The sequence below is a fragment of the Methanosarcina sp. A14 genome (assembly GCF_001729375.1).
GTDB classification, from domain to species: domain Archaea; phylum Halobacteriota; class Methanosarcinia; order Methanosarcinales; family Methanosarcinaceae; genus Methanosarcina; species Methanosarcina barkeri.
This window is the reverse complement of sequence record NZ_LZPK01000159.1, coordinates 1-24,347: the sequence shown is the minus strand read 5'-3', so window position 1 is coordinate 24,347 and position 24,347 is coordinate 1. Positions and strand designations below refer to the sequence as shown.

General features: G+C 39.9%; 20 protein-coding genes and 2 tRNA genes. 11 read left to right on the top strand and 11 right to left on the bottom strand.

All coding sequences use genetic code 11. From position 1 onward, the window contains the following. The 8 genes from A9239_RS08405 to A9239_RS08370 all read right to left on the bottom strand — a co-directional run. On the bottom strand, positions 1 to 841 hold an 841-nt coding region (locus A9239_RS08405), incomplete at its 3' end, for a DUF1646 family protein (RefSeq protein ID WP_069575258.1). Positions 842 to 2,244: 1,403 nt separating this feature from the next. Continuing rightward, positions 2,245 to 2,742, bottom strand: coding sequence for an Hsp20/alpha crystallin family protein (locus tag A9239_RS08400; protein ID WP_048120745.1), 498 nt, complete (start codon positions 2,740 to 2,742; stop codon positions 2,245 to 2,247). Positions 2,743 to 2,796: 54 nt separating this feature from the next. Further along, complete coding sequence (gene hsp20, locus A9239_RS08395) at positions 2,797 to 3,324, bottom strand: archaeal heat shock protein Hsp20 (protein ID WP_048120746.1); 528 nt, start codon at positions 3,322 to 3,324, stop codon at positions 2,797 to 2,799. Positions 3,325 to 3,530: 206 nt separating this feature from the next. Then, complete coding sequence (locus A9239_RS08390) at positions 3,531 to 5,795, bottom strand: CDC48 family AAA ATPase (RefSeq protein WP_048154038.1); 2,265 nt, start codon at positions 5,793 to 5,795, stop codon at positions 3,531 to 3,533. Continuing rightward, a complete protein-coding gene (locus A9239_RS08385; RefSeq protein WP_048120750.1) occupies positions 5,792 to 6,478 on the bottom strand; it encodes an ArsR family transcriptional regulator in 687 nt (228 codons plus the stop codon). The genes A9239_RS08390 and A9239_RS08385 overlap by 4 nt, the downstream gene beginning before the upstream one ends. Positions 6,479 to 6,840: 362 nt before the next feature. After that, complete coding sequence (locus A9239_RS08380; protein ID WP_052712636.1) at positions 6,841 to 7,506, bottom strand: hypothetical protein; 666 nt, start codon at positions 7,504 to 7,506, stop codon at positions 6,841 to 6,843. Between the two features lie 375 nt (positions 7,507 to 7,881). Then, on the bottom strand, positions 7,882 to 8,319 hold the full coding sequence (locus tag A9239_RS08375; protein ID WP_048154035.1) for a Zn-ribbon domain-containing protein: 438 nt from the start codon (positions 8,317 to 8,319) through the stop codon (positions 7,882 to 7,884). Between the two features lie 291 nt (positions 8,320 to 8,610). Continuing rightward, positions 8,611 to 9,300: a phosphoribosyltransferase gene (locus A9239_RS08370; protein WP_080943652.1), complete on the bottom strand. Its 690-nt coding sequence runs from the start codon at positions 9,298 to 9,300 to the stop codon at positions 8,611 to 8,613. Between the two features lie 402 nt (positions 9,301 to 9,702). Between A9239_RS08370 and A9239_RS08365 the strand changes: the two genes are divergently transcribed. Next, positions 9,703 to 10,521 (top strand): winged helix-turn-helix domain-containing protein, encoded by an 819-nt coding sequence (locus A9239_RS08365; protein ID WP_230668982.1) that lies wholly within the window; start codon positions 9,703 to 9,705, stop codon positions 10,519 to 10,521. Here A9239_RS08365 and A9239_RS08360 read toward each other — a convergent pair. Continuing rightward, complete coding sequence (locus A9239_RS08360; protein WP_052712635.1) at positions 10,509 to 11,465, bottom strand: methionyl-tRNA formyltransferase; 957 nt, start codon at positions 11,463 to 11,465, stop codon at positions 10,509 to 10,511. The genes A9239_RS08365 and A9239_RS08360 overlap by 13 nt on opposite strands. A gap of 745 nt (positions 11,466 to 12,210) precedes the next feature. On the opposite strand from A9239_RS08360, the gene A9239_RS08350 reads away from it, so the two are divergent. Then, on the top strand, positions 12,211 to 13,077 hold the full coding sequence (locus tag A9239_RS08350; protein ID WP_048120758.1) for a protease inhibitor I42 family protein: 867 nt from the start codon (positions 12,211 to 12,213) through the stop codon (positions 13,075 to 13,077). A 106-nt stretch (positions 13,078 to 13,183) separates the two neighbouring features. Here the strand turns inward: A9239_RS08350 and A9239_RS08345 are convergent, their stop codons facing one another. Next, positions 13,184 to 13,375 carry a hypothetical protein gene (locus A9239_RS08345; protein ID WP_048120759.1) on the bottom strand — a complete coding sequence of 64 codons (192 nt, stop codon included), beginning with the start codon at positions 13,373 to 13,375 and terminating at the stop codon, positions 13,184 to 13,186. 233 nt (positions 13,376 to 13,608) lie between these two features. Between A9239_RS08345 and A9239_RS08340 the strand changes: the two genes are divergently transcribed. From A9239_RS08340 to A9239_RS08330, 3 genes are all read left to right on the top strand, one after another. Further along, positions 13,609 to 13,683, top strand: a tRNA-Met gene (locus A9239_RS08340). 63 nt (positions 13,684 to 13,746) lie between these two features. Continuing rightward, positions 13,747 to 13,821 (top strand) — tRNA-Met (locus tag A9239_RS08335). A gap of 274 nt (positions 13,822 to 14,095) precedes the next feature. Continuing rightward, positions 14,096 to 15,427, top strand: coding sequence for a signal recognition particle protein Srp54 (locus A9239_RS08330; protein WP_048120761.1), 1,332 nt, complete (start codon positions 14,096 to 14,098; stop codon positions 15,425 to 15,427). A gap of 623 nt (positions 15,428 to 16,050) precedes the next feature. Here the strand turns inward: A9239_RS08330 and A9239_RS08320 are convergent. Then, positions 16,051 to 16,620 (bottom strand): GMP synthase subunit A, encoded by a 570-nt coding sequence (locus tag A9239_RS08320; protein ID WP_048120765.1) that lies wholly within the window; start codon positions 16,618 to 16,620, stop codon positions 16,051 to 16,053. Between the two features lie 440 nt (positions 16,621 to 17,060). On the opposite strand from A9239_RS08320, the gene A9239_RS08315 reads away from it, so the two are divergent. The 6 genes from A9239_RS08315 (at position 17,061) to A9239_RS08290 (ending at position 23,996) form a co-directional block, all read left to right on the top strand. Next, positions 17,061 to 17,858, top strand: a complete 798-nt coding sequence (locus tag A9239_RS08315; protein ID WP_048120767.1) for a 2-amino-3,7-dideoxy-D-threo-hept-6-ulosonate synthase — start codon at positions 17,061 to 17,063, stop codon at positions 17,856 to 17,858. Positions 17,859 to 17,955: 97 nt separating this feature from the next. Further along, a complete protein-coding gene (locus A9239_RS08310; protein ID WP_048120769.1) occupies positions 17,956 to 19,098 on the top strand; it encodes a 3-dehydroquinate synthase II in 1,143 nt (380 codons plus the stop codon). 131 nt (positions 19,099 to 19,229) lie between these two features. Beyond that, entirely contained in the window at positions 19,230 to 19,973 is a 744-nt protein-coding gene (gene aroD / locus A9239_RS08305) for a type I 3-dehydroquinate dehydratase (RefSeq protein WP_048120771.1), read from the top strand. After that, a complete protein-coding gene (locus A9239_RS08300) occupies positions 19,970 to 20,812 on the top strand; it encodes a shikimate dehydrogenase (RefSeq protein ID WP_048120773.1) in 843 nt (280 codons plus the stop codon). The genes aroD and A9239_RS08300 overlap by 4 nt, the downstream gene beginning before the upstream one ends. A gap of 86 nt (positions 20,813 to 20,898) precedes the next feature. Further along, entirely contained in the window at positions 20,899 to 22,347 is a 1,449-nt protein-coding gene (locus A9239_RS08295; protein WP_230629345.1) for a prephenate dehydrogenase, read from the top strand. Between the two features lie 98 nt (positions 22,348 to 22,445). Next, positions 22,446 to 23,996, top strand: a complete 1,551-nt coding sequence (locus tag A9239_RS08290; protein ID WP_048123365.1) for a HEAT repeat domain-containing protein — start codon at positions 22,446 to 22,448, stop codon at positions 23,994 to 23,996. Positions 23,997 to 24,347: the final 351 nt, after the last annotated feature.

The window sequence follows — 24,347 nt, the reverse complement described above, 5'->3', positions numbered from 1 at the left end:
GTACCATGGAAGGTATTTTTGTGAAGTACTCGATTATGATAGGCTTGAAACCGTCTCCGAGAAACGTAAGAGCCATAATAAACAGATAGACCTTAATAGCTCTCATTATGACATCTTTCAAAGTCTCGCTATAATCTTCGGCTTTTGTCTGGGCATTCATATCAACTTTTCCAAGGAAGAACACACCAACAACACCATAGACAAAGATGCCTGGAATAATATATTTGCCTAGCATATCAAATAAGAACATGAAATCGGCATGGTAAGGCGCACCGGAAAGTTTTGAGATAGCGATTGTCGAAAGAGGTTCGCCAAGGGGAGTAAGTGCAGCGCCAAGTCCGATTGAGAAACATGCGACAACTGTCAGGTCGATCTTGGATTTTCGTGAGAGAGGCAGCGCATTAACCACCTCAACAAGAATGATTGCAGCAAGAATGGCTGACATTACACTGGAAAATAGACCAAGCACAACAATAAGAGCAAAAGCCATAACTTTAATAGAAAGTGCTGCGGCTACTTTCCGAATTGCATTTTGAATCGGTTCATGCCATTTATAGATAATCAAACCGACAACAAGCACTATCTGGAATATGCCTATTGGAACGCCGCCAATATTTAAAGCATTAAGCGGCGAAGTCAATGCTTCTTTAATTATCTCCGTTCTCCAGCCTGTTTCTGTACCTGGAATTGTGACAAAACCCGAGATGGTCATTGCCCCTATTCCGCAGCAAAACAGGAATACTTCCAGATTTTCCTCAATAACTTTTATTTTAAAAGGGCCGAACAGTACGGCAATAAAGATTACAAGAAATCCAGCTAAGATTCCTGGTTCTAGACCCATTAATTTTTCCTCCTTTAATATTTAGTATATAGTGGCCTATAGTGTTCACAGTAAAGTAAGCCTGTAGACTACGCTGTATACATTTGAACCCTCTAAACAGCCTAACGCCCTGTTTTAGAGGGATAAAATAGTCGATCAATACGTAAATGTAACAAGTATACTGTTTATTGATAAGTAAAATCATTAATTGTGAGCACTGTAGATTACAGAATTCCTGGAAATTAACTAATAAATTAGTTAATGTTAAACATTGAAAAGCCCCGAATTTTAGCTTTATAAAGGTCTTCAATATTTTTCCCATAGATTAATTCAATATCCGTGCTTATGAGAAAGATTTTCATTTGCTTCCCAATGGAAGCCCTTATCTTAGATGTTTTTGGCTCTTGAACAGGATATTTTTGATCTTATTTATGAGATAATGTTTTATCACCTCATAAAAGACAACAAATTTATTTCCATCACTTTTATCTTTCTTACTCGCATAATATTGAGTTCCTCTATTGAGATATTCTCTACATTTTCGAAATATACATGGTTATCCAGTACCTTATGCACAAGACTTATTTCGGTCTTAGAGTAGAAGAATCAAGTTTCTCTAGCCAGAGAATGCCTTGAGCTTTCGTCCTCGACTACACATACTTTTATTATTTCGGGACTACAGGTTTCCTGTTAAACAATCATGCGTATATATTTTTTGCTTTTGTTCATGCCAAAAGTACAACTAATTGTACAATAGTCCATAATTATAAAATTTATGACATAAAGCCACAAATTTTTTAGTTTTGTTTTTTACAACCAATCGAATCATTTTTATACTATTTTAGGGAACGCTTTATTTTATTAGATATATATTTTTTAATTTATAATATGATGCTTTGGTTTTAGATCGTATGTTGAAAGCCTCAATATCCAGATTAAGAAATAGAGGGTATTGATATAGAGTATGAAAAGATATTACAAAAGAGCATTATATTAATATGACAAAATCAAAATAAGGGCAACTCATAAAATAAGACACAAAATAGTAAAGTGAAGTTAAAAACAAGAAGGGCAAATAATATCAAAGTTATTAAAAGAGTACGCATATAAATAGGATATACAAATAGTATGCATTGAAAAATTCAACTTCACTTTAGACAACAGAGTTGGTTACTTTTTGTCTATAGAGAGTTCTGCACACTATCTGCTTTTAACTACTATTCGACGTGTGATTATCAGGACTTAAGACTGATCTTTTCCAATTACAATTTTCAAACCGTTTTTCATTAACTAATATTCGACGTGTAATTATCAGGACCTCAGACTGATTTTTCCAACTACAATTTTCAAAACATTTTTCAGTATATTTTTGTAAACTCTTCACTTAGATTTTCAACTCACTCAGCCCTTCAAGTCCGTTTACGTCAGTTAATTTCGATTTCAACGGGCCTTTCTTCAGTACAACGCTTGAAAGTAACCTCAAGTACTCCATTTTTATAGCTGGCTTTTGCACTCTTAGGATCCACACGGGCAGGAAGCTCTATGTCCTGAGAGTATTCGGAAGCTCCAAGAATCCTGATTTCAAGATTTTGAGCAGTCGCATGCAGAAGGAGATCTTCCTTTTCGATTTCCGGGATTTCTGCAAGTACGTGTACTAATTCTTCGCTTTCAAAGATATCAATTAAAGGGTCTCTTATTTCGGAGGGGAATAGAGTTTCTTCATCCTCAGAATTTTCCGAAACATTTCCAAACTCTCGGAGTTCGGGGTCTTCCCCCGGGCGACGAATGATAGAAAATCCGTATACGAAGGGGACGGACTCTCCCATATCTTCCAGGAGGGCTTCGATCATTTCTTCCAGGTTGTCAAAAAGTTCAGATCCAAACTCTTCAAAGAAATCCTTTCTTTTTCTTATGCCCACCATTATTACCTCTGCTTTTCCTCGTGCTGTTACACCTGCAGTGCAATTCCCAGTAAGTCACTCAATATTTATTGAGGTTCGGGAACTGGATTCCAGCCTCTTAAAGGTAACTTCCAGCACACCATTTTTGTATGTAGCTTTCGCACTCTGGGGGTCAACCTTTACGGGCATTTCCACACGTTCGGAATATTTTGGATTCCCATCTATTGTTTCGATGTCAAGTATTAAATCAGTTGCGTTTAGTCTAATATTTTCTTTCTCGATGCCCGGAACCTCGGCAATCACATGAACCTCCTCTTCGGTTTCCAGTACATCAATCAGGGGCTTTCTTGTATCAAGAGAACTCATTTCTTCGGTCTCAGTATGCTCAAACATAGGAATATTCCCGAATTCACGGATTTCAGGCTCTGCTCCTGGCCTCTGAGTTAAAGAAAATCCATAAATGAAAGGGTCCTGACCAAAATTTTCCATATTCATACCCATTGCCCTGCTAAGGCGTTCGAACATTTCGTCCACGTCCTTAACCGGATCAATTCCAAAGATTTCATCGAAAAAATTTCTCCTTTTTTTACTGTCTCTGTCCATATAATTACCCCGTTATTAATATATCTATTTATAAATCGTTATTAAGTAAATAGCTCAAATCAGCAGTATAAATCAGTCATTGTTTCGTTTCAGTAGTCCCTGAATTTATCAAATCAACAGTATAAATCAGTCATTGTTTCACTTCAGTAGTTCCTGAATTTTTAATAATAAAAAGCAGGAAGTTGCCGACTTATAAAGAAGTGGGCTCACTGAGCCTGAAAGAAACCCGAAACATTTTCTTGTTCAATTTCTTTTTTCTGTGAGTCAGCCTCAGGAGCTTCTTCTTCGAAATCAGTTGCGTATTTAGCAAAGAGTTCAGCACTCCGTTCATAAGCTGCAAGGCTTTCCCTGGAAGTTGTAGGCTTCACACGGCGGATTGCACGTTCAAAGTGCTTCTTTGAAATCCTGACTTCTCTTGCCCGTTTTTCGATGTCCTTCCTGTCAGCCCCTGGAGTAACGATTTCCCTCAGGGCCAGCATCGCAGCCTCCCTGCAAATACCTTCGATGTCTGCACCCACATACCCTTTGGTAATATCAGCAAGCTCGGAGAGATTTACATCTTCTGCAAGGGGTTTTCCCTGCGTATGGATCTCAAAGATCTTTTCCCTGCTTTTGTTATCAGGTGGCTTGATATATATGAGCCTGTCAAAGCGGCCAGGCCTGAGAAGCGCAGGGTCTACCATATCAGGCCGGTTTGTAGCCGCAACAATAATTACATCCTTGAGTTCCTCTACTCCGTCCAGTTCGGTAAGGATCTGGCTGACAACTCTTTCGGACACATGCGTATCTGAAGCAGAACTTCTTTGGGGTGCAATTGAATCGATTTCGTCAAAGAAGACAACCGTCGGTGCAGCCTGTTTGGCTTTCCTAAAAGTTTCCCTAACAGCACGCTCGGATTCTCCCACATACTTGCTAAGCAGCTCCGGACCTTTAATGCTGATAAAATTGGCTTCGCTTTCACTTGCAACGGCCTTTGCAAGCAAGGTTTTACCTGTACCCGGAGGCCCAAACAGTAATATTCCTCTTGGGGGTTTTATATTGATAGTACTGAAGAGTTCAGGATACTTCAGAGGCCACTCAACAGCTTCAATGAGTTCCTGCTTTGCATTGTCAAGTCCTCCGATATCATCCCATCCTACATGCGGAACCTCAACATAAACTTCCCTCATTGCAGACGGTTCGATATTTTTCAGGGCTTCCTTGAAATCATCTTTGGTGACTACGAGTTTATCAAGAATTTCCTGGGGAATTTCTTCTTCTTCGATATCGATTTCAGGAGTTATCCTTCTGAGAGCATGCATTGCAGCTTCTTTACATAGTGAAGCCAGATCAGCGCCTACAAACCCATGAGTTACATCTGCAATCTCACTAAGGCTTACATCCTGAATAGGCATACCTCTGGTGTGAATGAGAAGAATCTGCTTCCTGCCGTTCCGATCGGGAATTCCGATTTCGATTTCTCGGTCAAATCTTCCACCACGGCGAAGAGCTTCATCTATTGAATTCGGGCGGTTTGTGGCAGCAATTACAACTACCTCGCCTCTGGACTTTAGTCCATCCATAAGGGAGAGCAACTGGGCGACTACCCTGCGTTCCAGCTCTCCTGTGACTTCGCCACGCTTTGGGGCAATGGAGTCGATCTCATCTATGAAGATGATAGAAGGCGCTTCTTTTTCGGCTTCCTCGAAAATCTCTCGAAGCTTCTGCTCGCTTTCTCCATAATACTTGGAAACAATTTCAGGGCCGCTGATAGTAATGAAATTTGCATCGGTTTCACTTGCGACTGCCTTTGCAATCAGTGTTTTACCCGTGCCTGGAGGTCCGTGAAGCAGTACACCTTTGGGGGGCTCAATTCCCAGCTTCTGGAAGAGTTCAGGATGTCTCAGAGGCAACTCAATCATTTCTCTGACAAGTTGAATTTCCCTTTTAAGCCCACCGATATCCTCATATGAAATTCCTTCTGGAACCCGGATCTCCTCGGCTGATTTCTCCTTAATTACGATATCAGTGTCTTTAGTAACAACAACAGGTCCTGCAGGTCTTGTAGATGCAACTACGAAAGTCAAAGGGTTATTTACAGTTTCCACCCTGATCTGCTGACCTTTGTTCAAAGGTCTTCCCTCAATAATTCTGAGGATGTAGTGAGCCCCTCCAACAAGTCTTACAGGCTGAGAAGGAGCAAGAGTAACTCTCTGAGCGTGTTTTGCCTGGACTTTCTGGATTGTAACCCTGTCATCAATCCCAACTTTGGCATTACTGCGCAAGTTTCCATCGATCCGGATCCGGTTTTCCTGTTCACGCTCCACATTTGGCCAGACAATTGCGTAGGTCTTGGCTTTCCCTGAGATCTCAATTATATCCCCACTTACAAGCCCCATCTGCTGCATCAAGCGGGTGTCGATTCTTGCAATTCCCCTGCCCACATCCTTATGATAAGCTTCAGCAACTCTCAAATTAATTGTTTCAGTCATTCGTTCTCAACTCCGGTCTCACGGATTTTCCAGTAATACTGGTTATTTTTAATACCATACTCAATAAACCCCCTCTTTGTAAGGTCTATCAGGTTAGCGTTAACAATACTCGGGTGCAAGCGCAGGTTGTAACATAGGGTAGCGAGAGTGGTTTCATTTTTCAGAAGTTCAAACAAGAGCTCACACTCTATAGAGTTCCTGGATATTTCTTCAATTGAGTCCAGGCAACGATCCATAGCTTCCGTGTATTCAGCCTGAAGCTGCTGCTGCATCTGTGCAAGTTCTTCGTGCCTTTTTTTGAGTTCTTTAATCCTGCTGCTCAATTCAAGAAATAAAGTTGAAGATTCTTCTCCCGGAGGAATCTCCTTTTCCACAGGATTCTCTTCTTTTTTTCCCTTGTCAAAAGTAACATCATGAAGTGTTACTGTATAGGCATAGGGGGATACTGCCACTTCAAGTCGCATGTTGTTTGCGATATTGAAGTACTTACGCCTCTGTTCATCCACACTGCATTCTATAATTCCCGCCTGCTCAAGCAGACCGAGATGACTTATTATGGCTTTTGGCCCTACTCCCAACCTGCTAGAGATCTCACTGACATAGCAGGGACGGTTTGCAAGAAGTTGAATAATCTTCCTGCGGTTTTCATTCCCCAAAATGTCAAGTAATTTTGCCGGGTCCATAATTTTCCTCTGATAACAATCTAAATTTGTGAGATATTAAGGCAATCATGCCACTTTTGCGATTGTATATTTTTTGATTATAAGTATCTAGCCTTGAGTAAATTCGAACAGGAAGTCCTGCCTAAAACTTTACCCGGAAGACTAGCTGGATAGGAGAATGTACATGATAGTAACCAATAGTTAGCATTAATTGTATATAAATGTTTCTGCAATTATTTATTTTCTTTCGTAACCAAAAAATAAGAAAGCTCCGAATACGAGACTATAAATAAAAGAATAACAGCAAAATTAGATTGAAGTATAAGCAGCAAAAATCTGGACTTGAGTGTAAGTTAACAAAACAATAGTTGTCATTCACAAATTTAGAGAATGAGTTGCTTATTGCTTTCACCAGTTCCTGGCAAATTCTTTGTTGAACCTGAACCACGCAAGAAACTTAGAGGATCCAACAAATATTCCATTTTCTTTCTTTCATTTTCCCAGTTTATCAAAAATACTGCATGAACGGTTTTTCCATTATATTCTTCTGAAGTTACCGCAATGGTGTACATCAGATTACAAAACTCGATTGAACCACAAAAAACATCACCATAAACATAAAATTCAGCTCTACTGTAAGGCACCCCTTTAACGTGCCCGGAATAATGACATGACTCTCCCCCATTGAGAACTAAAATCTCATCGAATTCTATGTCAAAATTTCTGTCTAGTAATCTAAGATTAATATTTCCACTTTCAGCCGCTTCCTTGAACTTTTTAATATCTATAATGAAAGTTTCAGAGTCGTCCCAGTAATCCTGAGAATTAACAAGGTTATCCTGAAGATTTACTTTCTGAACGATACCACTCTCATGAAAGTCTGTAACTTCCGTGATTGAGCTTTCGTTATAAACGGTTTCAACAAGCTGTTTTGTGGAACATTCAGAAATAGTGTCTTCGTTGTTAACCAGAAGAAAACTTCCTGAGAAAACAACAAGTCCAAGAAAGACTGCAAGGATGAATATTTTACAGAAAATGGTGATTTTCATTAAGACCCCATCTCAAAGATAAAAGTGGCCAGCTTTAATATTCAGTATAAATTTAGGCTCTTGATAGAATAAACTTTCGAACACAAAGTATTTAGATTCAGAAACAAGCTAATAGGAATATAAAATGTAAATTGCGTTACAATGAATAATAATTAAAGAAAGAGTTTACAATTGGAAATAACAAAATTGGAAATAACAAAATTGGAAATAACAAAATTGGAAATAACAAAAATAGGATAAGCTAACCATATACTTCAGGCTAAAAGCACAGGCTTTTACGCTTTTTTCTATAAGACTATCCTGAAATTATTCTTCAAAAACATCCAAGAAAGAAATTTCTGGGAAATTTTGAAAAATCTAAGTTATTTCTGCTTTTTAATTTTTCTTTTTGTTTTCCTTTTGCTGGCTGAAAACCGAGGGCAGGTGCAGGGCGTAAGACCCTTCTTCCCGGATTGCCATAACGAGTTCTTTTCTTTCAAGAAGGGAGTCCAGGTTAAGTTCATAGGAGCCAGGCCCAAGGATTCTTACGGACTCTACTCTTTCTTCATCTGTTTCCCTCTCGACTTCTGGTTCCTGCTTTACACTTTCCTGCTCAGAAGCAAGAGCCTCATCAATATTCTTGACAACTTCATCCAGAGAGGATTCCAGATCCAGCTTTTGTTCTTCCAGAGCAAGCCTTTCCTGATTTTCCAAACCTTCACATTCTTTTTTTACATAAAGGAATTTATTCCAACCGCAGTTCGGGCAGCCGCTCAGGATAACAGGATCTCCGTCTTCAAAAATGGTTCCGCATCTGGTACATCTGTGGGGCATGAATTCACCGGTAATGATAGTGGGTTAATTTGATGTTAATGAATTAATTGATTGTAAATGATGTAATTATGTTACAGAGTGGCTATAGTGATAGCCTTATGGATACTTAAAATATAGATACCCTAAACAGATATGTATATTTGTATTTTACAACTTAACACCTACAGCTTAACGCCTTCATTTAAACGAAAGATAACTCTACCCAGTAGAAGTAAAAATATCCTCTTAAGTTGTAGGCCCCTTTTGCTTTCCAACGAGAAGCATAAACTATTAGCCTGCTCAAGAAGAAATTTATAATAAACCTTTTTGTAATAATTTCCAATGCTTCTTTCCATTGATTATTTCAGAATTGACCTTGTGCACTCTTTCCATCTCTTCCAGAACTTCTGGAAGCCTTCCTGGCTGGGTAACTTCAAAAACAATAGAGTCCAGATCATGGTTTATGTAAAGGCTGTGTTTAAGGTCCTCAAGATTCCAGAGTTTTTTAGGGTCTTTTCTCATGCATTTAGTCAAGATACTTGTCATATCTTCTATAAAGTTCCAGGGATAGATAATCCAGGCCCAATCCTCAAGCCGTTCACCAACATAATCGGGGTCGATTTTAGAACTCCCCAGGTACTGTAATGAAGCAGTCCTGACTTCTGTAGGATTGTGATTTTCCACGTAAGCTCTGGCACTAAGCATACTTTCTCCAGTATCAACAATATCATCTACAATAAGTACCTTTTTTCCTTCCATCACATTGTTCGAAAGAGGGTATCGAATATAAGGCTCACCAGTATCAATAGCTGTGTCTCCTATGTAGTGCTCGATTTTCAGACTAGACAGATCATCAAGCCCCAGGAAATCACAGAGCACTCGCCCGGCAAACCAGCCTCCCCTTGCAAGCGCAATAATTACGTCTGGTTCATATCCAGAACGTTTGATTTCCGTAGATATGTTTCGGCACAAACTATAAATGTAATCCCAGTTCGTAAGCACACACTTGAATGATTTTATGCAAAGTCCTCCATGATCTGAAAATCGCGATACGCAGTCAGGATACTATCAGATAAAAAGTACCACTTTCCAAGCTTTATATTCGACCTATATAATTAAAATTATAGACCTTAAGTTTTCTTATCTTGTCAAAGGATAACTCGAAAAAGATTAAAAAGAACAGGATAAATTAAAGAGAACTAGATAAATTAAAAAGAACAGGATAAATTAAAAGAAATATGATATAATTAAAAATGAACGTTTGAAAGATAGGTTATAAACCCTTGCTATACTGAAAGAATGCGACTGAAAGGACTCAACTGAAGTTAATTTCAAATATTTTTAGATATTTCTCGTAGAACTAGCAGGTTCCTTCAAAAAGCCTTTTTAAAAACCGAAGGAAAAATGAATCTTTCGCAAAAGTGCATGATCCGGAAAGTGAAATCAATGGACAAAGCCTTGATAGACCTGATTTTTATGTCCCAGAAAAGAAAAGACCTTTTGCTCCTTCTCAAAAATGGAGGTAAACCGATAGAGGAAATAGTAAACGGTCTGAACGTTAACCCAACGGGCATGCTTCCCCAAATCAAAAAACTGAAAGATGAACATCTGGTTTATCAGGAAGATAGAGAATACAGGCTAACGACTCTTGCGAAAATATTGGTCGAGAAGATGGAGCCTTTGCTCGATACTCTGCAAGTCATTGAGGAGAATGCGGAATACTGGCAGGATCGCGATCTCTCCGAATTACCCAGGACATTTCTGGAAAGGCTTAATGAACTGAAGTTCTGCTTCCTTGTTAAACCTGATCCCGATAATATTTTCGAGCCTTCTTCCGTGTTCCTGGATAACATAAAGAAATCAAAAAAGATACTCTGTTTTTCATCAATATTTCATCCGGTTTTTTCTGAAATATTCCTAGCAAATAAAGACAATGATACCAGAATAACCCTTGTAGTAACAGAAAAAATCTGTGAAAGACTGAAAACTGATTTCAAAGAAGAACTGAAACTTTATTTGGCCAGAGAGAAAAGAAAGCTTTTCATCTGTAAGAAAGAAATAAAGATTGCTATGCTGGTTAAGACCGAATACTTCATGGCTGCTGACTTTCTTACTTCAAAAGGGATTTTTGACCAAGAAACTATTATGGGTTTTGAGCCTGCAGCTCTGAGATGGACTGAAGACCTTGTTCTGTATTACAAAGAGCAGGCTCAGCAGATATAAGGGTAAATTCGGGAAAGGAAACTTGCAGGTGAAAATGTAACATCAACATATATTTTACCGTTTTTGCAGACGAAAAAATGTTTTGAATTCTCCTTATAAAGTTTTCCTACTTTATATCCGGAAGTATTACATATTTCTGTATTCAGAATTTTAATCGTGAACCCAAGTTTGTACAAATTGGGTTTCTTCAATAGAGTGGGATGGTACTTCGGAGTGCCATTTAAAAAATGAAATACTCGTTCAACACCCCAATCATCCCATTTTATAAGCTCGTTATATTCATCAGGTTTAATCTTTCTGGCTCTCACCGTTGGAGTAGTTGCAGACTGCTTTATTCTGGGAACATCTCCACTCTCAATAGTAGCCATTGTTTTTAAAAGAAACTTTATTCCTATCAAAGATAACTTCTGAACAACTTCCTCAAGCTTTTCACCCGAACTTATAAGAATCCTTTCCTGGAAAATTATATCACCGGTATCTTCACCTTTGTTTATATAATGAAGAGTGACTCCTGGATTAAGGATATAATCATAATATTCCCAGAAAAGTGGGGCTGGCCCTCTATATTCTGGAAGATGTGAATAATGAAGATTAATAGTCCCAAGTTTTGGGATCGTAAATATATTCTCCTTCAAGAGATGAGACATAGAATACACAACTATAATATCGGGCTGTAAATGCTTCATCCATTTTTGAAAGGCTTCGTTGTCTCCTTTCCTTAAGTAGTAGTAAGGAATTTTCAGTTTTTTAGAGAAAGTTTTTAAATTTAAAGGCTTTGAAGTGAATGAATAATAGGCATCTGTAAAAACCCCTCCTATAGCTTTAAGGAATGAGTTAGGTTCTCTTGTCCGGGAGCACTCAACAATTCCCACTACCTCATGTCCTGATTCAATAACGGATTCAAAAACGTTAGAGACTCCCTGTGTAATAATTGCAACTCTCAATTGAAATCCCACCTATCTTTATTTGAGACGAAACAAGAAAAAATCTGCTATAGTCACTTCTTTTAATTTCCATGCTATGTATATTTTAGATATTCTCCAGGGACTCAAGAGGGGCCTCCTTAAGTAGCAATTCAAAGTATTTTTCAATTTCACTGTAAAAAATTGCTTTTTTGAATCTTAAAAGTACAAACTGTATGTTTCGGACAAAAAACATATAGTTAACACTGTTATTAATGGTTACATGGGGTTGGTATATTATATATAAAACTATGCTAAAAATCAATGGTGGACTTTAAGAATGGGGGTTTAATAACCGAATTTTAATACTGAGTATTATCTATTTATATCCAGATGTATGGAGTTTTATAGAGACATAATATTATAAAAGCTTGTTTAAAAGTGCATATCAAGCTTTTGGACTGCTGAAATTCAAAGATATTGGACTGCTGAAATTCAAAGATATTGGACTGCTGAAATTCAAAGATATTGGACTACTGAAATTCAAAGATATTTACTTACTAGAAACTGAAGCTTCTAAGTTACCGGGATTCGAAGTTTTTGAACTATCTGAATTGATAAATAATATCGAGGGAAAGTTTCCAATACGATTTAATCAACAAAAAATATAACTGACCTATAAAGCTGCGAACAGAACTGAAGTTTAAGCAAAGGATAAATCCAAACAGGCTCATCTTTTCATAAACATATTAGAAAGAATAAGAGCAGAGAAAAAAAGAGGGGAAAAATGAAAACAGGAACAAATAATAAGTTTTGGAAGTATGCAAAAATTATAACATTTCTGCTTACGGCCTTTGTGGTTATTCTTTCCGGCTGCGTTGACGAAGAACAGAACGAAACCGAATCAGGAAATACAACAAATAATAGTCAGGAAATTACCGGAACAACCAATAATCAAGGAACCACTGGAGGAGATTACATATACGGTACTGCAAAGGTAAAGAGTATCCAGATTGTGACCCTTGAGTCATTTCCTGTACAGGTACAGGTAATAGCAAAAGGCTACCTACCCGACGGATGTACCAAAATCGACGAAATAAAGAATGAAGGAGAAGGAAATGCCTTCAATATCACTATAAGTACAAAACGCCCTAAAGGTGCATTCTGTACACAAGTTATAACGAATTTTACAGAAACCATTCCCCTTGAAGTTCGGGGTCTCAAAGCCGGGAACTACACTGTAAATGTGAATGGAGTAAACGGGTCTTTTGAACTACCCGTAGATAACGTACCTGAAGAAACTCCTGGTTCTATGTCGACGAAACAACAGATAATAACCGAAGCTGACAACGGAACAAGTATAAGTATTGAAAATGAAAGCACGTTTTACCTCAAGCTTAAGGAAAACCCGACCACAGGCTATTCATGGGAACTCAATCTGAGCCAGGGGCTCAATAATATCTCAGGAGAATATTGTCCTCCAGAGCAGCCTGAAGGAATAAAGCAACCTCTTGTAGGCGCGGAAGGAGTCCATTTATGGGAAATTAAAGCCGTATCTAAAGGCAACCAGCAGGTAATGGGAATATATAAAAGACCCTGGGAAAAAGTAACCGGAAAAGAAGAGAACTTCATACTCAATGTTGAGATTGTCTGAGTTGCCGGTAATACCTGCCTTTTCTCGGTTTGTTCATCCCGTTCGATAAAGGAAAGGGTATTTTAACTTTTAATCCGGGACTGTATATTCTCTCCTGCTGGCCTTCTTAAAGGGATTCAAGAGCCTGTTTCAGGTCTTTAAGGCAGTTTTCGCAGATGTAGGATGTACCGATTTGTGTACATCCAAGAATTTCCGCACCTTCTTCCTTTTCTCTTTCCCCCTGGCCTCCAGGATAACCTTCGCAGTAAACTCCACACTTAACTTCGCAATAAGCTCCGCAGAATAAGCACCTTGTCATAATATGATTTAGGGTTTGAAATATCAAATATATTTCCGGAAAAGCCTGAGAAAATAACGGACAGAATATGAAATATGACAAATTGCAGTTAACTGAGGAATTTCTTTAGAGAAACGCCTAAATTCTACGATAAAACTCTAAAGATTAAAATACCAAGCGAAAACTATATAAACGATCGTTAGTATGTTCTGATAGTTGTCCCAGGCAAGGTGGCCTGATAAATAAAACCCTGTAGCGGGGTGGGGTAGCCAGGAGATCCCGACGGGCTCATAACCCGTAGACCGATGGTTCGAATCCATCCCCCGCTATAGTAAAGCTCTTTTCTGAGTTTGTTTGTGGTTTGACACATTTTTAGGTTTTAATTCCCCTGTAGCGGGGTGGGGTAGCCAGGAGATCCCGACGGGCTCATAACCCGTAGACCGATGGTTCGAATCCATCCCCCGCTATAGTAAAGCTCTTTTCTGAGTTTGTTTGTATTTTTGTGTTTTAACTCGTGTTTTAACACTTCTCAGAGCCTTTTAGATAACCCAGTTTCAAATCTTCATACCCGGCAACGTTTTTATAGCCGGTTACCGATTTATATATAGAACCCATTTACTTATCCCTTTTTTAAGCTACTAAACTCAAGGCTTATTAAGGAAGGTTACTGTCTTAAACAAGGTCAAAAAAGTGTGAGTATCTTTTTATTTATCCTCAAAAAATCAGCAGGATGACTTTCATATGGTAATGGAAAAACTTGGAGACTCCTTACAGGGGGCGCTCAAGAAGCTGATCGGCGCGGGGCGAATTGATGAGCGTACGGTCAATGAAGTAGTAAAAGATATCCAGCGGGCTCTGCTCCAGGCCGATGTGAATGTAAAACTTGTTATGGGAATGTCCCAGAGAATCAAAGAGCGTGCAATGAAAGAAGCCCCTCCTGCAGGTATGAACCCGAGGGAGCACGTAATCCGCATCGTATACCAAGAATTGATGGAAATTATCGGCAAAGGAGCTGAAATTCAGCTCAAGCCGCAGATTATAATGATGGTGGGACTTCAGGGAAGCGGAAAAACTACCAGTACAGCAAAGCTTGCTCGTTACTTCCAGAGAAAAGGACTCAAAGCAGGAGTTGTCGCCGCAGATACCTTCCGACCTGGCGCATATCAACAGCTTAAAACTCTCTGTGAAAAACTCAATGTAGCTTTCTATGGAGAAGAAAACAATCCAGATGCTGTCGAAATCACCAGAAACGGACTCAAAGCCCTGGAAAAATACGACGTGAAAATTGTGGATACCGCAGGCCGGCATGCTCTTGAATCCGATCTGATAGAGGAGATGGAACAGATCAACGCCGTTGCCAAGCCAAACCACAAATTCATGGTGCTGGATGCAGGTATAGGACAGCAGGCAAGCCAGCAGGCGCATGCATTTAATGATTCCGTAGGAATTACAGGCGTTATCATAACAAAACTTGACGGTACTGCAAAAGGAGGCGGAGCCCTGTCTGCCGTTTCCGAAACAAAAGCTCCTATTGCCTTTATCGGCGTGGGGGAAACGCCGGAAGATTTTGAAAAATTCGAAGCTGACAGGTTCATTTCAAGGCTTCTTGGCATGGGAGACCTTAAAAGCCTAATGGAAAAGGCTGAAGAAACCCTTAGTGAAGAAGACGTAAATGTAGAGGCCCTGATGCAGGGGCGCTTCACCCTCAAGGATATGTACAAACAGCTTGAAGCCATGAACAAAATGGGCCCTCTTAAACAGATTATGTCCATGCTGCCACTGGGAATGGGCGGAATGGGAGGCGTTAAGCTCTCAGATGAGATGTTCCAGGCTACAAGTGACAAGATGAAGAATTACAAGATAATCATGGACTCAATGACAGAAGAAGAAATGAATGACCCCAAGCTCATAGGTGGCTCCAGGATCAAAAGAATTTCAAGAGGCTCAGGCTGCAGCCCTGAAGAAGTAAGGGAGCTTCTGAAATACCACAAAACCATGCAGACAGCTCTAAAAGGCTTCAGGGGTGGAAAGTTCAATATTCAGAAAATGATGAAGAAAAGACTCGGGATGTAATATCCCGAATATCTTATTTATCTTTATTATAGTGTTTATTTGCGTTTATTTTTCTTTTATAATTCTAAATTTAAGGAACATTTTGTTCCTAAGGTTAATATCGATTGACAATGTCGATTGTTGACTATGTAGAAATCCTAATTCAAATATTTTAAACTAATTCATGTTTAGGACATTAAGTAGATTAGGATATTAAGTAGGTATTAAGATTTTTGCAGAGATTTCTTTTTACTGATATTTACAATTATAGAGACGATAAAATAAATCCATAAAAAATAAATTACGTTTGTAATTAGAATATATGGGATAGTAGTACTTTTAAAAATCAAGAAAGTTGTATATTTTTCTGGACCAAGAATCCTGGCGATAAAAATTGTGGAAAAGAATTTAATAATAATGGGAAAAATGTTCAAACCTATTATTAAGATAATAAGAATATAGATTTTTTGTTTCGTTGGCTTAATAAATTCTTTTACATTCATGATTTATGTTAAGTCTAATTTGACTTTAATTTTTTTGCATTGTTACTATGTAGAAATCCTACTAAAATCAATAATAAGTACATCAAAATTTAGAGGATTTCTACAAAGCCCGATTGTTAATGTCAATAATTAACATCGATCTTAATATTTTTCACAAATTTCAAGGAAGTTGGTAAGCAGTTCTTCTCCCTTCTCTGTATGGGAAACCTCAGGATGCCATTGTACACCGTAAATTGGTTTTGTTGGGTGGCGCATAGCTTCAACTTCACAAATATCAGACCGAGCAAGATGGATAAAGCCTTCAGGCAGAACGGCAACCTCATCTGCATGGGAAGCCCACACTGTAGCCTTGGGTCCGAGTCCACGCAGAATATCGTCTTCTTCGAGCACTTCTATCTCAACCTCTGCATACCCGCCTTTTTTCCCTGCATGAACATGTCCTCCATATGCTAGGGCAATTGCCTGATGCCCGAGACAGATTCCAAGAATAGGAAGATCAATTTTCCGGACGTAATCGAAACATAAACCTGCCCTATCCATTTCCGGCCCACCACTCAGAATCAGTCCGTCCGGCTCCTCTGCCAGGATATCCTCAATTGGCGTTGTATTAGGAATTATTTTCGTATCCATATCAAGATCTCGAACAGCCCGGTGAATGAGATGGCAAAATTGTCCGTAGTTATTTACAACAAGAATTTTCAGCTCTTTCATGATTCCTTCAGTTCCTGTTTTGGTATGATTGTATTTTCTAACGCTCTGAGTTTACTCTATTAGCCGGTCTTATCCTATTTTAATTCTTGTATGTTTCCAAAGTTTAGAATTGATAATTATTTTCGTGGGCAGGAGGCTTCGAGTTAGGTACATTTACTTGCTCTATGTTTCCTCTGACCTGGAATGTATTTTTAATGATGCCTTTTATTCATAACAAATAGTTGACTTCAAATAGTTGACTTTCAGATTTGATCATTATAGTACATTATTATACAGAAAAGTTCAAGAATATCCGTTACTATTAAAGTGCATAACTTATCTCGTAGCTAGTTGGAATAGCTTTAAATAGGTTTAATGTGCTAACGTGTCACATACTAGCACGGGGTTCCGAGTAGGTATAACAACAATTTGAAAGCATTTTGTACTCGAAGGAGATTATAATGTCAGATATCGGTAAAAAGATACGGATAGAAAGGCTGATGAACCGGGAAAGCAGAAACATGGTCATTATTCCCATGGACCATGGGATCTCAGACGGGCCTATTGACGGGCTTATCAATATCACTGATACGGTGAATAAAGTTGCCGAAGGAGGAGCAAACGCCGTCCTTATGCAGAAAGGAATGGTAAAATACGGACACAGGGGATACGGCCACGACATAGGTCTTATCGTGCATATAAGTGGTTCTTCTTCCCTTAGCCCGGACCCCAATGCCAAAGTGCAGGTCTGTACAGTAGAGGAAGTAATTAAGATGGGAGCTGATGCCGTTTCCATGCATATAAATATAGGCTCTGAAACCGAAGCTGACCAGCTTGAACAGCTCGGGAAAATTTCCAAAGACTGTACGGAATGGGGTATGCCTCTTCTTACTATGATGTACCCAAGAGGTAAAAAGATCACAAATCCGCACGACCCTGTAAATGTAGCACATGCTGCAAGGATCGGGGCCGAGCTCGGCGCTGATGTTGTAAAAACAGTATACACTGGAGATCCTGATAGCTTTAGAGACGTTGTCAGAGGCTGTCCTGTACCTGTAGTTATTGCAGGAGGACCTAAAACCTCAACGGATCAAGAACTCCTGGAGATGATTGACGGAGCGATGGAAGCCGGAGCCAGAGGTGCTGCGATTGGAAGAAATGTTTTCCAGCACAAGGATCCTGTTAGACTCACCCGGGCCATTTGCGAAATCGTACATCATAGAAGGCCTGTAGAAGAAGCCCTCGAACAGCTAAAGTGAGAGCTAGATATTGAAAAGCAATACCAGAACCCGAAACAGAAGTTAAAAAAGGGAAAAGGCCTGAGTAAAAATAAAAAATATACCGGAGTTGAAGCCTTTGAAGAAGAAAAGCGTGTGGATAAAAGCCGATGAAGGCGGATGGGAACAACAGAAAGAAAGAATTACGACAGGCCTTGAATCAGGAGCCGACTGCGTACTTGTAAACCCAGGGGATGTCGGAAAAGTCAGGGAACTGGGAAGTATTCCGGTAGCAACCTTTGGCCGTGACAATAAATCCGGAGCTGAGATTATTGTCGTTGGGAAGAGAGGAGAAGGCGATGGAACGAAACCTTTACCCCTTGAGACTCAGGGTTCTCTTGACATAAACGCAGCAACCCTTCTCAGGGATAAAGGAGTTGCTGTTGGCGGATATGTTATAATCAGGGACAAACGCTACGAGCAATTCGCAGCCGAGATGGGAAAGGTCTGCGACTTCCTGATTGTAACGGGCACGGACTGGAAGGTTATTCCTCTGGAAAACCTGATAGCTGAGCTTCAGCGTTATGACGTAAAAATAATTTTCGGGGTAAAAAGCACTGAAGAAGCAAGGCTGGCTTTCAAGACCCTTGAAACCGGAGCAGATGGCGTCCTTCTTGACAGTGGAAACATCCAAGAAATTAAAGATACCATCCAGGCTGCAAGGGAGCTGGAAAACGAAAGCACTAAACTTGAGTCTGCGGTTATAACCCGGGTAGAACCTCTTGGAATGGGAGATCGAGTCTGTGTGGACACATGCAATCTCATGCAAAAAGGAGAAGGCATGCTCATAGGTTCTCAGGCAAGCGGGATGTTCCTTGTAAATTCCGAATCTGATGACAGCCCATATGTTGCAGCCCGCCCATTCAGAGTAAATGCAGGTGCGGTTCACTCTTATATAAAAATTGGAGATAAAACCCGTTACCTCTCGGAACTTCGAACCGGAGATGCGGTAACCATAATCGATTCAAAAGGAAGACAGAGAGAAGGTTTTGTGGGGAGGGTCAAGATTGAAAGCCGTCCTCTTATGCTCATTGAAGCAAAAGCAGGCAATCGTACTCTGAGCGCAATCCTGCAAAATGCCGAAACTATCAAGCTGGTTGGAAAAGACGGAAATCCGATTTCAGTTGCCAAACTCAAGAAAGGCGATGAGGTTCTGGTTCGCCTAGAAGAGGGAGCCAGGCATTTCGGTAAAAAAATCGAAGAAACGATAATAGAGAAATAACCTCCTAAATAAAAAACTCCTGAAAAGAAACGATCATCAGCGGAAAAACGGAAGAAGAAACGGTCATCAGCTGAAAGACAAAAACGGAAAAAGAAATGGTCATCATCAGAAAACAAAAACCGGAGCAAACAATGATTCATATTGGCCAGCTTGACCTTGAGAAAAAAGCTGCCATTGTCGCAGTAATCCTTGAAAAACCCCTTGAAACTTCAAGAAAGGCCGCCAAAATGGGGGCCGACCTTCTTGAAATCCGGCTGGATTTGCTTGGGATCAGGGACCTGGAAACAGCTGCAGAAACAATCCGAGAAGTAAAATCCGAAACCGGACTTCCGGTAATCCTCACAAATCGTTCAATTACGGAAGGAGGGAAATGGGAAGGAAAAGAGGACGATAGAATCGAACTTCTTACAAATTTCTTTTCTAAAAATCTCATTTCCCTGAAAGACAAGCCAGATGCAGTAGACATCGAGCTCTCTGCTGGGAGAGAAGCAAGAGACCAGGTAATAAAAGCGGCAAAAGCCTGCGGAAAAACCGTAATCGTTTCTTCCCATGACTTTTCAAAGACTCCGGCTTTTCAGGAAATGAAAACTATTCTGGAAGAGGCATTTCTGGCAGGGGCAGATATTGCGAAACTTGCTGTTATGCCAAAATCAAGAAGAGATGTACTTGACCTGTTAAGAGTTGCACTGGAAACAAGAGAGGCAGAAAACGCTGTATGCACGATCGCTATGGGCAAGCTTGGAAAACATACAAGGGTAGTTGCTCCTTTCTACGGTTCGGTCCTGACATATGCGGCTGTTGATAGTGAAGTTTCTGCCGCTCCCGGGCAATTTCAGGTAGATGAAATAAAGAAGATATTGGAGCTGCTCGAATGAAGCGAGTTTTTGGCGTATTTGGAGACCCTATAGCCCATTCCCTTTCTCCTGCAATGCATAACGCAGCTTTTTCAGCCCTTGGAATGGAATGTATCTATCACGCTTTCAGGGTGAAACCTGAAAAACTGGAAAAAGCAATTCTTGGGGCTGAAGCTATGGGGTTCGGAGGGCTCAATTTGACAGTACCCTTAAAAGAGGTAGCCTTGAAACTTGACTGCATAAAACCTGATTCACTTGCTGAAAAGATAGGAGCTGTAAACACTGTCGTTTTCGGGGAAACCGGAGAAATAAAAGGGTACAACACGGACGGACTAGGAGCAAAGCAGGCACTTCAGAATTCTGCAGTGGAAATTAAGGGGTCTAAAATCGTAGTTGCAGGAGCAGGTGGAGCAGCAAGATCCATTGCTTTTCAGCTTGCAGCCGATGGAGCTGAAATCACAATAGTAAACCGTACCGAAGGAAGGGCAATCGAGCTTGCAAAAGATATCTCAGCTGCAGCCCTTTCTGGAAGCGTAACTGGGAGAGGGTTCTCTGGATTAAAAGACCTGTTGCAGGATGCCAATATCCTGATCAACACCACGACTCTTGGAATGCACCCGAATGTAGACACCGCGATTGCCACAGCAGAAGATCTTCACCCTGACCTTACTGTTTTTGATATTGTCTATAATCCCCTGGAAACCAGGCTATTAAGAGAAGCAAAAACCTCAGGCGCAAAGACTGTGAGTGGAGTCTTAATGCTTGTCTATCAGGGAGCTGAGGCTTTCAGGCTCTGGACAGGAATCGAACCTCCAGTCGAACTTATGAAAAAAACGGTTTTGGAGGCTTTGCAGGCTTGAGTGTTAATCTGAAACCAGGAAATCAGGTGAATACAGATCAAAATCCTGAAAAAACGAAGGTTTTGATCCTTGGTGGAACCGGTGAAATGGGACAGTGGTTTACCCGTTTTTTCAAACAAAAAGGCTACGAAGTTACAGTCTGGGGAAAAGGCGGGAAAACAGAGATTGCAAAGAAATTAGGAGTTCCTTTTGCCTTGGATCTCGAAAAAGCTGTTCCGGAAAGTGACATAGTAATAGTCTCGGTGCCCATCAATGTAACTGAAGAGACTATTGCGGAGTTTGCTCCAAAAATGAAGGCTGGAAGTCTTCTTATGGACTTTACTTCCATTAAAGTAAAGCCTGTGGAAGCTATGAAAAAGTTTGCCCCTTCAGATGTGGAAATTCTCGGCACACATCCTATGTTCGGCCCGACAATTCCCACTATCAGAGGGCAAACTGTCATTCTCGTCCCTGTAAAGGGGCGTTCGGAGAAGTGGTTCCCAGTAATGAGAGAGCTTTTTGAGGAAGGGGGGGCGCATGTTGAAATTACTACGGCAGCCGAACACGACAGGCTTGTTTCGGTTGTACAGGGACTTACTCATTTTGCCTATATTACCATAGGAACGACCATTGACAGGTTAGATTTTGATATAAAAAAATCTAGAAAATTCGTAAGCCCGGTCTACGCCATAATGCTGGACTTTGTAGGCAGGATTCTTGGCCAGAACCCCTATCTGTATGCCCTTATCCAGATGGAAAATCCCGGAGTTCTGGAAGTTCATGACGCATTTATCAAGGAATGTGAAGAGCTCTCAAGGCTGGTGCGAGCCCATGACGAAGAAAGTTTTGTGAAAAAAATGAAATCTGCTGCTCGTAAGTACGGCGATACGGCTCATGCCCTGCGTAAATCGGACAAACTGATTAATTCCAGAATAACTGAATACGAGACCATCCTGAATTCTGTTGGAAAGGTCTGTGGCTTTTCTCATTTTTATTCCGGAAAAATCCATGTAGGTACCCTGGAAAAAGCAGGCCCGGATGAGATCGTTCTTACAAAACTGGTATCAAAAGGCACTTCCCCCCATATAAAAAACAAATTTGTAAAACTTAAGCTTGAAAATCTTCGCATACTTTCGGAATCCGAATTGTGGGAATGGAGAAAAGAAAACCTTGAACATTCTACCAGGGATATTTCAGTCCTTATCCCTGAAGGAGCTGACCCTGCAGTTATCCTTAACGCTATAAATACTAACAAACAGCTTGCAGCCTGCGAAATAAGTGATATCTATAAAGGGATTGATCAGGAAGATCACAAAAGGATTAATCTGGGAGACTATAAAGGGGAAGATTATAAAGAATTTAACCGGATAGAAACTGAAAAAGAAAGAGAAAAAGCAAAAAGTCTCGGAGTTACTTACAGGATAACAGTTTTTGGGGATTGTGATGCTAATTCTGTCGAAGCTGATGTCACAGCACTCCTTTGCGGTCTTGGGTGCAGAATCAGAAAGAAAAATCTGAAGCAGAAAGAAAAATCTGAAGCAGAAAGAAAAATCTGAAGCAGAAAAGATGAAAACAACTTTCTCCTTAAAAGTCCGTGTTATCTGTAATAATAAAGAGAGAAAGTAATATAAACAATAAAAAAAAAGATAATGTAATGTCCGGAGTTCGATGGAGAGTCTCTCTTTTATTTGCGCTTATCACTCTTTCTATATTTTTATCACTTCTTGCAAATAGTGATAGGTTTATGGAAGTCAGGGGAAATGGAACATATACACAGACCGGAACTGGGAGTTTAAGCAATTCAATCGTAAATCTCACAAACAGGCTGGAAGCCGGTAATCATGAAGCGAGATTGAACGCTGCAGCTGAACTTGGGAAGCTCGGTAGGCCTGCGGCAAATAATCTTGTTGACAAAATTGAGTCAAATAATTCGAGTTCGGAAGAAATAAACAGTTACATGCTCCTCGCCCTTCTTGAAACCGGGGATGACAGAACAGAAAATATCCTTTCCGAAAACTTTGAGAAAATTGAGGCTTCGGATAAGACTGCAAAAGAGAGCGAAGCTGAAGAATGGAAACAAGAGCTCTCAGAGGATATCCTGCAGGCCATCGAAGAAAAAGATACAGTCACAAGAAAGTACATTGCAGATTCCATTGCTATGGACTCCGCCAGGTCGAGAAATAGGGGAGAAACAAACGCTTTTGAGAGAGCTCTTAAATCAGAAATACAGAATTCAAGTATCTATGTTCCTTTTGCGCTTTCAGACTTTGGCCCTGAAGAATCAGGAAACGAAACCGAAAAACTTCTTAAAGCTCTTAAAAGCAATAAAGGAAGCACAAGAATTGCAGCTATGATGGCTCTTGGAGAAATGAGAGAAAAAGCTGCAGTAGATCCCATACTTGAAATTTTGACAAGAGATTATCTGCCGGCACAAGCCAGCGCAGCAATTGCACTTGGAAAGATTGGGGACAAAAGAGCAGTAGAAGCTCTAAGAAAAGAAATGAAAGATGGCGATAACGAATATGTTAAAGGCGGTTCTGCAATTGCACTTGCGAGAATAGGAGACGAAAATTCAGTACCCTATATTATAGATAGATTGAGAGATCAGAGAATCAAAGTAAGAAGTAGTGCAGCTCTTGCGCTTGGAGAAATCGGAAACGAGACCGCGGTAGAACCCCTAATAGAAATCCTGAAAACCGGAAAGAGTGCAGAAGGGCAAAAAAGTAATTCCTTGAATGCAAACACTGATGTCCGAAAAAGCGCTATCCTTGCCCTTGGAGAAATAGGGAGCACCAACTCTACTGAGATTTTAATCGGCATACTGACCGATAAAGAAGAGGAGCTTGAAGTCAGGACAGCAGCAGCTTCAGCCCTGGGAAATATAAAAGATCCAAAAGCTGTAGAAACGCTCAAACAGACTTTTGCTGACAAAACTACGGATGCAAATATTAGAAATGCAGCTTTTCTCGCGCTCAGTAAAACAAGAGACCGGGAAACTGCAGGAATGCTTGTAGGAAAAATGGGAGATCAAGAGATTGGGGCTATTGCCAGAAAAGCTCTCATAGATATGGGGGAAATGGCTGTTGGTCCCCTTATAGAAAATTTGAAAACGGAAGACAAGAAAACAAGAGCTGAAACAGCCTTAATTCTTATTGAAATTGGGGATCAGAGGGCAGTTAAACCTCTCATTGAAGCTTATAAGTGATTTTAAAGAAATTATAAAGAAAAAAAAATGGCTCAAAAACCTCATTCTTTTCTATTTATAGCTATTTAGAAACTTGGACTTGGTATATATTTATTAAAATCAAAATATTTCTTTAATATAAGGAGCATTTATTTTTCAGCTGTTTATATAAAATGACTTTTTTACTAAACAAGTTGTGAAAATTGAAGGTATTCTTGTTCAGATCGTAGCAGGTTAGAAACATAACAAGCTGATGAATTCTCCACGAGCCAAACCATGCCCTTCAACTGATCCCTGAAATTTGAACTTTGAGAAGCCTTCATAGTGTCGATTTTTTAGAATTAGTATATAAAGATTCATTGGTCATCGGTT

Excerpts from the sequence above, each read along its gene's own strand:
- A9239_RS08400 (WP_048120745.1), bottom strand. The coding sequence starts at position 2,742 with ATGGTGGGCATAAGAAAAAGAAAGGATTTCTTTGAAGAGTTTGGATCT.
- hsp20 (WP_048120746.1), bottom strand. The coding sequence starts at position 3,324 with ATGGACAGAGACAGTAAAAAAAGGAGAAATTTTTTCGATGAAATCTTT.
- A9239_RS08390 (WP_048154038.1), bottom strand. The coding sequence starts at position 5,795 with ATGACTGAAACAATTAATTTGAGAGTTGCTGAAGCTTATCATAAGGAT.
- A9239_RS08385 (WP_048120750.1), bottom strand. The coding sequence starts at position 6,478 with ATGGACCCGGCAAAATTACTTGACATTTTGGGGAATGAAAACCGCAGG.
- A9239_RS08380 (WP_052712636.1), bottom strand. The coding sequence starts at position 7,506 with ATGAAAATCACCATTTTCTGTAAAATATTCATCCTTGCAGTCTTTCTT.
- A9239_RS08375 (WP_048154035.1), bottom strand. The coding sequence starts at position 8,319 with ATGCCCCACAGATGTACCAGATGCGGAACCATTTTTGAAGACGGAGAT.
- A9239_RS08365 (WP_230668982.1), top strand. The coding sequence starts at position 9,703 with ATGAATCTTTCGCAAAAGTGCATGATCCGGAAAGTGAAATCAATGGAC.
- A9239_RS08350 (WP_048120758.1), top strand. The coding sequence starts at position 12,211 with ATGAAAACAGGAACAAATAATAAGTTTTGGAAGTATGCAAAAATTATA.
- A9239_RS08345 (WP_048120759.1), bottom strand. The coding sequence starts at position 13,375 with ATGACAAGGTGCTTATTCTGCGGAGCTTATTGCGAAGTTAAGTGTGGA.
- A9239_RS08330 (WP_048120761.1), top strand. The coding sequence starts at position 14,096 with ATGGTAATGGAAAAACTTGGAGACTCCTTACAGGGGGCGCTCAAGAAG.
- A9239_RS08320 (WP_048120765.1), bottom strand. The coding sequence starts at position 16,620 with ATGAAAGAGCTGAAAATTCTTGTTGTAAATAACTACGGACAATTTTGC.
- A9239_RS08315 (WP_048120767.1), top strand. The coding sequence starts at position 17,061 with ATGTCAGATATCGGTAAAAAGATACGGATAGAAAGGCTGATGAACCGG.
- aroD (WP_048120771.1), top strand. The coding sequence starts at position 19,230 with ATGATTCATATTGGCCAGCTTGACCTTGAGAAAAAAGCTGCCATTGTC.
- A9239_RS08300 (WP_048120773.1), top strand. The coding sequence starts at position 19,970 with ATGAAGCGAGTTTTTGGCGTATTTGGAGACCCTATAGCCCATTCCCTT.
- A9239_RS08295 (WP_230629345.1), top strand. The coding sequence starts at position 20,899 with ATGGGACAGTGGTTTACCCGTTTTTTCAAACAAAAAGGCTACGAAGTT.
- A9239_RS08290 (WP_048123365.1), top strand. The coding sequence starts at position 22,446 with ATGTCCGGAGTTCGATGGAGAGTCTCTCTTTTATTTGCGCTTATCACT.